This is a genomic window from Winogradskyella sp. ECml5-4, assembly GCF_036903175.1.
In the GTDB taxonomy this organism is placed as follows: Bacteria; Bacteroidota; Bacteroidia; order Flavobacteriales; family Flavobacteriaceae; genus Winogradskyella; species Winogradskyella damuponensis.
This window is the reverse complement of record NZ_JAYJLF010000026.1, coordinates 1-9,547: the sequence shown is the minus strand read 5'-3', so window position 1 is coordinate 9,547 and position 9,547 is coordinate 1. Positions and strand designations below refer to the sequence as shown.

10 protein-coding genes are annotated in these 9,547 nt (G+C 30.7%); 9 read left to right on the top strand and 1 reads right to left on the bottom strand.

Going from position 1 to position 9,547, the window contains the following annotated elements:
- Positions 1–737: 737 nt before the first annotated feature.
- The 8 genes from VDP25_RS16975 (at position 738) to VDP25_RS16940 (ending at position 6,874) form a co-directional block, all read left to right on the top strand.
- Entirely contained in the window at positions 738–1,268 is a 531-nt protein-coding gene (locus tag VDP25_RS16975; protein ID WP_334471745.1) for a lipid-binding SYLF domain-containing protein, read from the top strand.
- 212 nt (positions 1,269–1,480) lie between these two features.
- Entirely contained in the window at positions 1,481–2,029 is a 549-nt protein-coding gene (locus VDP25_RS16970) for a helix-turn-helix domain-containing protein (protein WP_334471743.1), read from the top strand.
- A 21-nt stretch (positions 2,030–2,050) separates the two neighbouring features.
- Complete coding sequence (locus VDP25_RS16965) at positions 2,051–2,497, top strand: response regulator (RefSeq protein WP_215924588.1); 447 nt, start codon at positions 2,051–2,053, stop codon at positions 2,495–2,497.
- A 3-nt stretch (positions 2,498–2,500) separates the two neighbouring features.
- Complete coding sequence (locus tag VDP25_RS16960) at positions 2,501–4,279, top strand: CHASE3 domain-containing protein (RefSeq protein ID WP_334471742.1); 1,779 nt, start codon at positions 2,501–2,503, stop codon at positions 4,277–4,279.
- A 192-nt stretch (positions 4,280–4,471) separates the two neighbouring features.
- Complete coding sequence (locus VDP25_RS16955; protein WP_334471740.1) at positions 4,472–4,624, top strand: DUF5670 family protein; 153 nt, start codon at positions 4,472–4,474, stop codon at positions 4,622–4,624.
- A gap of 273 nt (positions 4,625–4,897) precedes the next feature.
- On the top strand, positions 4,898–5,038 hold the full coding sequence (locus tag VDP25_RS16950) for a hypothetical protein (protein ID WP_334471738.1): 141 nt from the start codon (positions 4,898–4,900) through the stop codon (positions 5,036–5,038).
- A 79-nt stretch (positions 5,039–5,117) separates the two neighbouring features.
- Positions 5,118–6,134, top strand: a complete 1,017-nt coding sequence (locus VDP25_RS16945) for a helix-turn-helix domain-containing protein (protein WP_334471736.1) — start codon at positions 5,118–5,120, stop codon at positions 6,132–6,134.
- A 281-nt stretch (positions 6,135–6,415) separates the two neighbouring features.
- The gene (locus VDP25_RS16940; RefSeq protein ID WP_334471735.1) at positions 6,416–6,874 is read left to right on the top strand and encodes an RNA methyltransferase; all 459 of its coding nucleotides are present in this window, start codon (positions 6,416–6,418) and stop codon (positions 6,872–6,874) included.
- A gap of 77 nt (positions 6,875–6,951) precedes the next feature.
- Here the strand turns inward: VDP25_RS16940 and rho are convergent, their stop codons facing one another.
- Positions 6,952–8,646, bottom strand: a complete 1,695-nt coding sequence (rho, locus tag VDP25_RS16935; protein ID WP_334471734.1) for a transcription termination factor Rho — start codon at positions 8,644–8,646, stop codon at positions 6,952–6,954.
- 216 nt (positions 8,647–8,862) lie between these two features.
- Here rho and VDP25_RS16930 point away from each other — a divergent pair, with 216 nt between their 5' ends.
- A complete protein-coding gene (locus tag VDP25_RS16930; RefSeq protein ID WP_215924581.1) occupies positions 8,863–9,273 on the top strand; it encodes a DUF4293 domain-containing protein in 411 nt (136 codons plus the stop codon).
- The last annotated feature ends 274 nt before the right edge of the window (positions 9,274–9,547 follow it).

Genomic DNA, 9,547 nt, shown 5'->3' with positions numbered 1-9,547 from the left:
TTCCACTTTTACCATTTGTCCGTTATATTCTTGATAAACATCTTTTTTTTCTGTTTTACAACTCAGGAATACTAATGTTACTAATATGTACGAAAGTTTCTTCATAATTAACTACAACGTGTTATATCAACACAATAATAGTAATTTATCATGTAAATATTCGGGATAACAGCAGTTTTTTGTAATTGTTATCCTTTGTTTTATTTATGATATCTAAAGTTTTTTTAGTTGTTTTATGATTTGCGCATAGCTAATTATATGTTGAAAATGTTTTCAGATTACTAGGTTTAATCGAAGTACTAATTAATTGTATTTAACAAAAAAAAAGATGTTTTATGGTATGAAATTATTTTTTATATTGCATATAAATATTTGTATAACTAGTGAACATAAAACTGAACACGTTTTTGAACACGATTCTACATAATAATAGCGTGAAACCCCAGTAAAATGGTTTCAAAAAAGGAGGTCTTGGGGCTCATAACCCGAAGGTCACAGGTTCGAGTCCTGTTCCCGCTACGAAGTAAGACAAGGCTTTCGAGAAATCGAAAGCCTTTTTTATTTGCCTTCTTTTTATATAATCCTGTTATAATACGATCTCTAATAGCATCAATAATTAATTGTATTGCATCAATTAAGAATAGAGAATACTCATAATTTTACCCTAAAGAAAGTTATATGACTAACTGTTTTTAAGACTTTCTTTAAATGAATGTTTAATCAATAAATTTAAAATTATGAAAATTAGAAATTTAATAATAACGATGGCATTGCTGTTTGTAACTGTATTTGCATTTGCTCAAAATAAAGATGATAAACGTGTTATGAAAGATGCAGAGAAAGCAATCTCAACGTTAAAGAAGTCAGATGTTGGATTAGAGAAATTTTTTAGCAATTCTTCGGGCTATGTTGTGTTTCCAAATATAGGAGAAGGTGCCTTAATTATAGGTGCGGCTTCAGGTAATGGTGTTGTTTATGAAGACGGAATGCCTATAGGAATGGCTGATATGAAAAAGCTAGACATTGGTTTACAAGCAGGCGGAGAAGCCTATATACAAGTTGTGTTCTTTGAAACAGAAGAGGCCTTAAATGCATTTAAGCAAGGAAACTTTGAGTTTTCTGCAGAAGCAAAAGCGGTAATAGTAGATAAAGGAGCTAGTAAAAATGTCAATTATAATGATGGTGTTGTCATTTTTGCAAAATCAAAAGCTGGAGCAATGGCAGATATTTCAATAGGTGGTCAAAAATTTAATTATTCAGAATTTTAATAGATCAATTAAATCTATATCACAAAGGAAAGCCGGTTATTATAATCGGCTTTTTTTACATTTTAAAAAGTTCAACCTATAGAAATATTTAGTTTCAATCTTTATGTTTTAGTGATTCTGTAAAATAACATAGTGATTTATGTGAATTTTAATATTAAATTTGATTAAAATCAAAATAGAGTAAATATTAACCTAGTGCTATACGATTTATAATGAAATTATTGTTAAAATTCGATTTTACTAAAGTTTGCAATACTGTTTTAAAGCAGAAATTGGAAGCGCACGAATTCAATTATCAGCAAACAGCTTTTGGTGAAATAGAATTGATGGATAAAGTATCAGAAGAGCAGTTAAAACTGTTTCATGAAGATATTAATAGTTTCGGAATAGAGGTTGTAGAAGACCCTAAAAAAATCGTTATTCAAAAAATTAAAGATGTCATCGTAGATATGGTCTTTAATGAAAAGGATATAAATGTGAAGACTTCTGTTTATTTGTCTGAGCAACTCGAAGAGAATTACAACTACTTGTCTAATTTGTTTTCTGAAATGACTTATACGTCCATTGAAAATTTTATTATATTACAGAAAATAGAGTACACTAAGATATTATTGACAAATGAAGATCTTTCGCTTACCGAAATAGCATTTAAACTCAACTATTCCAGTGTGGCACATTTAAGTAAACAATTTAAAAATACAACAGGTATTACACCTTCAGCTTTTCAGCGTATTATTGCTAAAAGAAAACAAATAAACTAACCTAACTATAAGTTTGTAGATATGAATAGCGATTATATTAATATAGCTTTGGCTGATGATGATGAGGACGATAGGTTATTTTTTACCGAAGCCTTTGAAGAATTGAAAATTAAAAGTAAAGTTTTACTTTTTAAGGATGGTATAGAATTAATGGAATATTTAAATGATTCCAATAATACCCTTCCTAACTTATTATTTCTAGATCTTAATATGCCAAAAAAATCAGGACTAGAATGTTTAAAAGATATCAAATCGGCTAAACGATTAAGAGGTATGGCCATTGCCATTTACTCTACGTCGGCATCAGAAGAAGATATCGAAAACACCTTTGTTAAAGGTGCCAATGTATATATTAAGAAGCCTAATGATTTTGAAAAACTTAAAAAAGTACTTTCAGAAGTCGTAACTACCAATTGGCAATATCATACCAGTGGTTTAAATAAAGACAATTTTTTATTAAGATTATAAGCTATGCCAACACCTTCCAGCAGATACCTAAGAACCGCTTTTGTCGTTGGTCTTTTTGTTATTTTATGTATAGGTGGTTTTACGTATAAACATATTAGTGAGTTATCTCAAACATCAAAAGTTGTTAAAGATAATTACTCGTTAAGAAGTGAGTTAGAGCTTATTATTTCCAACCTTAAAGATGCTGAAATAGGACATAGAGGCTTTTTGCTAACGCATGATTCACTATTTCTTAATCCGTACAATGAGAGTCTACAAAAAATAACCAACAACCTTTCTAGGCTAGATACTCTAATTGTTCCTAATGGTGAGCAGGTAGAAAAACTCAAGGAATTAAAGAGCGATATTGCATCACGCTTTAAGAATTTTGACAAATCGTTTAGTTTAGCAAAGGATGATGCAATACTCTCTCAAGATTTATTATTCTTACTTCATGAAGGTGAAATTAAGATGGACAGAATCCGTGCAGATATCACCGAAATGTTAGAATTAGAGCAGCGTTTATTAATACACAATCAAGAGATTAATGAAGAGAAAATAGGTTTAACACCCTTGTTGTTTTATGGCCTATTAATAGTAACATTAGTTATTCTTTTACTAGCTTATTTTAAGATGACTAAGGATTTAAAAGTTCTAAAAGAGAATAATGTTGAATTAGAAATTTTTGAAAAATTAACCAAACAATCTGAGATTGTGAGTAATACCAGTACTTGGGTTTGGTATATTGAAGAAAATGAATTTGAGTTTTCAGATAATTTATATCGTCTAGTAGGTGAAGAGCCACAAAGTTTTGAACCAACTTTAGAAAATTTTTATAAATACGTACACGAAGAAGATATCAACCATTTAGGGCAGCAAGTTAATATGATGATGCGCGAAGAAGAATTGCCTTTTACGACGTATCGCGTAGTACACAAAGATGGGACCATTAGGCATCTAAAGGCTTATTCTAAACTTATGGATGATACTGAAGGTGATAAAAAAATGTTTGGTGTTACCATTGATATTACAAGTGAAGTTGAAAACTACAGAATTATAGAGCAGCGTAATCAAGAGTTAGAACGTACCAATAAAGAACTGTCTGCATTTAATTATGTTGCGAGTCATGATTTGCAAGAGCCTTTAAGAAAAATCCAGACTTTTATGTCACGACTAGAGGCTAAAGAAAAGGATCATATTTCTGAAAGTGGACAACTCTATATTCAAAGAATGAAGTCTGCATCTGCGCGAATGCGTATGCTTATCGAAGATTTATTGCAATATTCCAGAACAAATACCTCTGAAAAGGAATATTTAAAAACAAATATGAATATGCTCTTAGAGCATGCTAAGACAGAGCTTTTAGATAGTATTGAAGAGAAACAAGCTAAAATTATTTGTGATGATTTACCAACAATGGAGGTCATTTCGTTTCAAATTCAACAATTGTTTATCAACTTAATAAGCAATTCGTTAAAGTATAGTAAAGAAGATGTTCCTCCAATAATAGAAATTACACACGAAGAGGTGCGCTCTAGAGATGTAGAGCAAATAAAGGAATCCTTATATAAGTTTCATCATAAAATCACCTTTAAGGATAATGGTATTGGGTTTGAGCAAACTTATGCCGAAAAGATCTTCTTACTCTTTAATAGGTTGCATGGTAAATCTGAATATTCAGGTACAGGTATTGGTTTAGCCATTTGTAAAAAGATTGTAGAAAACCATAAAGGAGTTATTATTGCAGAGGGCAAACCTAATATTGGTGCCACATTTATAATTTACTTGCCGTTTTTAAAATAATAGACATTATCATCTGCCTTAAAATAGTATAAACATTTTCTGAAATTGTATAACATGCTCTATTTGTAATTGAGCATATTTGTTATGAGTTTTACTCCTCAATTTTTATTAGTGCTTAAACTATTTCTTTTAACCGGTTTATAGCAAATTTCTGTAAAGAGTTGGAGCTCTTAATAAAATCGTTTTTCTACAATGAAGACTTTTCTTTACGTTTTTTTAGTGCTGTTAGTTATCCTTTGGGCGATAGGCTTTTTTGTTTATGCATTATCTGCTGTAATTCACATTGTATTAGTAGTAGCTATTATCTTACTTATAGTTGTCAATAGAAATAATTCTAAAGATTAACACAAGCCTTCTTCAAGGTTACTTCAATTTAAACGTTTCCATTTAAATCTATTTTTTTAATTATCCATTCTGCCTGGTTATTCTTCAGTGTATTTGTAAGCATTGGTTTATATGGAGTTGATGGTTGATTTAATAGACCTCTAATTTTGTACTTTTTTATGTTTTGTTTAACACATATTAGAAATGATGTAACAAAACTGAGGAATTGTATAACATAGCAAGCCTAAAGAGGTTGTTACTTTGTCATAAGAAAATTAACCAATCAATTATATCATGAAAATATCATCTAAACATTTACAAAAGCAGTTTGCAAGAGTGGGAAGAATTTTTCCAAAACGCAAATTTGAAGTTGCTTATTCAGAACTAAGGTATTCAAAACTTAATGCCGTAGTAAGCACCAAAGAGACCATTTAAGTTTACAAGAGTTACAATCCTAATAAGTAAGATTAATTAGGGTTTATAAAAATTACAGTCTAACCAAAAACAAACACATATGAAAACTATAGAGATTAAAGCAAATAATTTACAATTTATGTTTCACGCTTTAAATAATGAAGTTGGTGGAACTTTTACAACAAACCTAAAAGAGGTTGAGTTAAAAATAGATAATGAGTTAGGTGTAGGCTTAATTAGAGGTATAGAACTAGAAAGAAACACTGTATTCATTGAGTTTGATGTAAAGTTTAAAGAAGACATTAAGTTCGTTGTAGAAAGTTCTAAACGATCAGTAGTTAACTTTTTATATTGTTCAGAAGGAAAATTAAAACATTCTTTTAATAATAATGGGTCTTCAAACACAGTTAAAACATTTCAAACAGGAATTTCTGCTAATATTGAGACCAATGAAAATCATATCAGCTTTTTTAAAGACGTTTATGTAAACTCTACAATTATTTCGGTGAACACCTCTGAAAAGAGCTCAGCGAAGCACCATATAAATAGTATGGTTTCAGAACTTTTTATTTCAGGAAAAACAGCAGATTATAGTTATGTAGGTTCTTATAACTTAAAAATTGCAGAAAACATTAAGCAATTAAAGGCTATAAAGCAAGATGGTGTTGTAAGAACATTATTAATTCAAGGATTAGTGAATTTTGTATTAGCCATGGAGATAGAACAACATTCTTTAGATCTAAAGAGTTCTCAAAATCCAACAGGATCATTAACTGCATTTGAATTAAAGCAAATAAAAGAATTATCGGATTACATTAATAATTTCCCTGAGACTAACCTAAGCGTTACAGAATTGGCAGCGAAGATTTCAATAAGTCCAGCTAAGGTTCAGGAAGGATTTAAATTAATGCATGGTAAGACGCTTAACAGTTTTATAAGATCAGTAAGAGTTAAGAAGTCTGAAGAGCTTATTAAAAACACAGACTTAAACATTTCTGAAATTGTATATTCATTAGGGTTTTCAAGTAGAAGTTACTTCTCTAAAATCTTTAAAGCGCAATACAATTGCTCGCCAATAGAGTATAAACAAAACATTAAGTTAGCTGCAACAGCATAATATAGATCAAAAAAAGAGTGTTAAAAAAAAGAATAAAGAATGAAATGTCATATTGAGCGCAGTCGAAATACTTATAGGGATTTAATTCTTCGACTGCACTCAAGCTGACATATGTTCAAACAGATTGTCTTAGACATATCTAATGTCATAAAGATTAAGTTAGCTGTAACAGCATAATATATATTAAAAAGAGGTTGTATAAATAGTATTTTAAATATTTATACAACCTCTTTTTTTTGATTTCTTAATCAAAGAATAACTCAAATTTATATTTTTGATTTATGAATGATAATTTTACAAACGAATTCTTCGGAATTGGAATTCAGAATGGGAAAACGCCAGAAAATTTAGGAGTGCTTTGGAGGTCTGCTCAAAATCTAGGAGCAAGTTTTATTTTTACAATAGGCAATCGTTATGCAAAACAAGCTTGTGATACCCATAATGCGGTTAAATCAATGCCATATTTTCACTACGATACTTTTGAAGATTTCTTTAATAATATCCCTAAAGGAGCAAGACTCGTTGGAGTAGAATTAACAGAAGAAGCTGTGGCTTTAGAAACTTTTAATCATCCTAGACGTTGTGTTTATTTATTAGGTGCAGAAGACCATGGGCTGTCTAAACAGGCTATCGAAAAAAGCCATTTTTTAGTAAAATTTCAATCTCAATTAAGTCTTAATGTGTCTGTCGCAGGCAGTATTGTGATGTACGATAGAGGTATTAATAAACCCAGAGTATAACATCAGGATAATATGATATATAAAAAAACCTTGAATTTTTAATTCAAGGTTTTTTTTTTGATATATATTGAAATGGTTTAGCCATTCATAGAAACCAAAAACTCTTCATTGTTTCTAGTTTGTTTGAAACGATCGTTAATGAATTCCATAGCTTCTACTGGATTCATGTCTGCTAAATATTTGCGCATAACCCACATACGTTGAATAGTAGTTGCATCTAATAAAATATCATCACGTCTTGTACTAGATGATGTTAAATCTATTGCAGGGAAAATACGACGGTTAGAAATCTTACGGTCTAACTGTAATTCCATATTACCTGTTCCTTTAAATTCTTCAAAGATAACTTCGTCCATTTTAGAACCTGTTTCTGTAAGCGCTGTTGCAATAATGGTTAAAGAACCACCATTTTCAATGTTACGAGCAGCACCAAAGAAACGCTTTGGTTTGTGTAAAGCGTTCGCATCAACACCACCAGAAAGAATTTTTCCAGATGCTGGTTGAACAGAGTTATAAGCTCTAGCTAAACGTGTAATAGAATCTAAAAGAATAACAACATCATGCCCGCATTCTACCAGTCGTTTTGCTTTTTCTAAAACGATGTTTGCAATTTTTACATGTTCATGTGCTTCTTTATCAAAGGTAGAAGCAATGACTTCGCCACGTACATTACGTTGCATATCTGTAACTTCTTCAGGACGTTCATCAATTAATAAAATCATTTGATAAACCTCAGGATGATTCGCTGCAATAGCATTGGCAACATCCTTTAATAACATGGTTTTACCTGTCTTTGGTTGCGATACAATCATACCACGTTGCCCTTTTCCAATTGGAGCAAATAAATCCATGATACGTGTAGAAATTGTTGCTTGCTTTTCGGCAATATTAAATTTCTCTTGAGGAAATAATGGTGTTAAATGTTCAAAAGCAACTCTGTCTCTTACAACATTAGGGTTTTGACCATTAATTTTACTTACCTTAATTAATGGGAAATATTTTTCACCTTCTTTTGGCGGTCTAACATTACCTAAAACAGTATCTCCTACTTTTAGACCAAATAATCTAATTTGAGATTGAGAGACATAAATATCATCTGGAGACGATAGGTAGTTGTAATCCGAAGATCTTAAAAACCCATAACCGTCTTGCATAATATCTAAAACACCTTCACTTTCAATAATCGCATCAAACTCAAAGTCTGGTTCACGATAGCGATTTCTGCTATCTTTATTACCGTTATTTTTATTGCCATCTTTAGAACGTGGTTGCCTGTTGTCCTTGTTGTTTTGTGAACGTCTGTTGTCGTCTTTACGAGGGTTAGGTTTCTTCTGTTCTTGAGGTTTGTTATGAGCCTTTTCGTTAGTAGGTTTGTCAGTACTAGATTTATCTTCTCTAGGTTTGTTTTCTTGAGGTTTGCGCTCTTGTGTCTTACGTTCTTGGGGCTTGCGTGGCTGAGGTTTACGCTCTGGAGGTGTTGCTTTAGTTTCTTCTTTATCGTCAGAAAATTCTAGCGTTTTTTGTTCTTTAGTTTTTGGAGGAGCTTTTTGAACTCTAGCACGCTTTTGTGGCGGCTTACTTGGTTTAGGTTCAGCTTTAGCTTCTGTTTCTACTTTAGCTTTAACAGCAGCAGGATTGGCTGCTTGATAATCTAAAATTTGATAAACTAAGTCTAATTTTTTTTGTGTACGGTATTTTGGTACGTTTAGTTGTTTCGCTATCTCCTGTAATTCAGGAAGTTTTTTAGCTTTTAACTGAGAAATTTCAAACATTCGTATGTTGTATATGTATTATAATTTTGATATTATTAATTCAATATTTTCTAAATGAAATAAAAAGAAAAAAAGTGAGATTAATTTGGAAGATTAGAATGATGCAACTCAGTACGTTACTTCTTTCTATTGCAATAATACAATTTTATTTTAAAACAATTTCTATCTTTTTAAAAAATAAACTGCTAATTTTGCAGAACTTTTTTAATAAAAGATATGATTCAACGCATACAAACCTTATATTTATTTTTAGCTGCTGTTATCTCAGCAGGTTTAATATTTGTGTTTCATTTGTGGACAGATAATTCAGGAGCAAAAGTATTTGCAATAGATAATTATACTTATCTAGGTTTATTTTTGGGTTCTGCATTATTATCTGTATTTTCGATTTTTAGATTTAAAAACCGGAAATCCCAATTTGTTTTGGGACGACTCAATATAGTATTAAACTTTGTTTTACTAGGAATCTTTGTATATCAATCTCTAAATTTATCTGGAGAAATTAACGTTTCTGAGAAAGGTATTGGGATTCTTCTTCCTATTTTTTCTATTGTGTGTTTAGTCTTGGCTAACAAGGCTATTAAAAAGGATGAAGATCTCGTAAAATCTGTAGATCGATTACGATAGACCTAAAATCTTAGTAGTATTAGTGTGAAAAACCCAAACGCTGCCGTTTGGGTTTTTTTGTTCTTCATATTTTCTTAAAAAAAATAGACTTGTTTTATAAACTAAAATAATATAGTTTAGTTATTGATTTTAAAGTCTCTATTAACAAATGAAAAAACGGATCAAGATCAAAAGTTGTGTTTAAGCAAAGATTGTAGTTAATCTAAACAGAAAGAATTCCACATTCTTGACCCCTCTAAACTGTGCCCTGAACGCTTTTATTTTAGCATTGAAA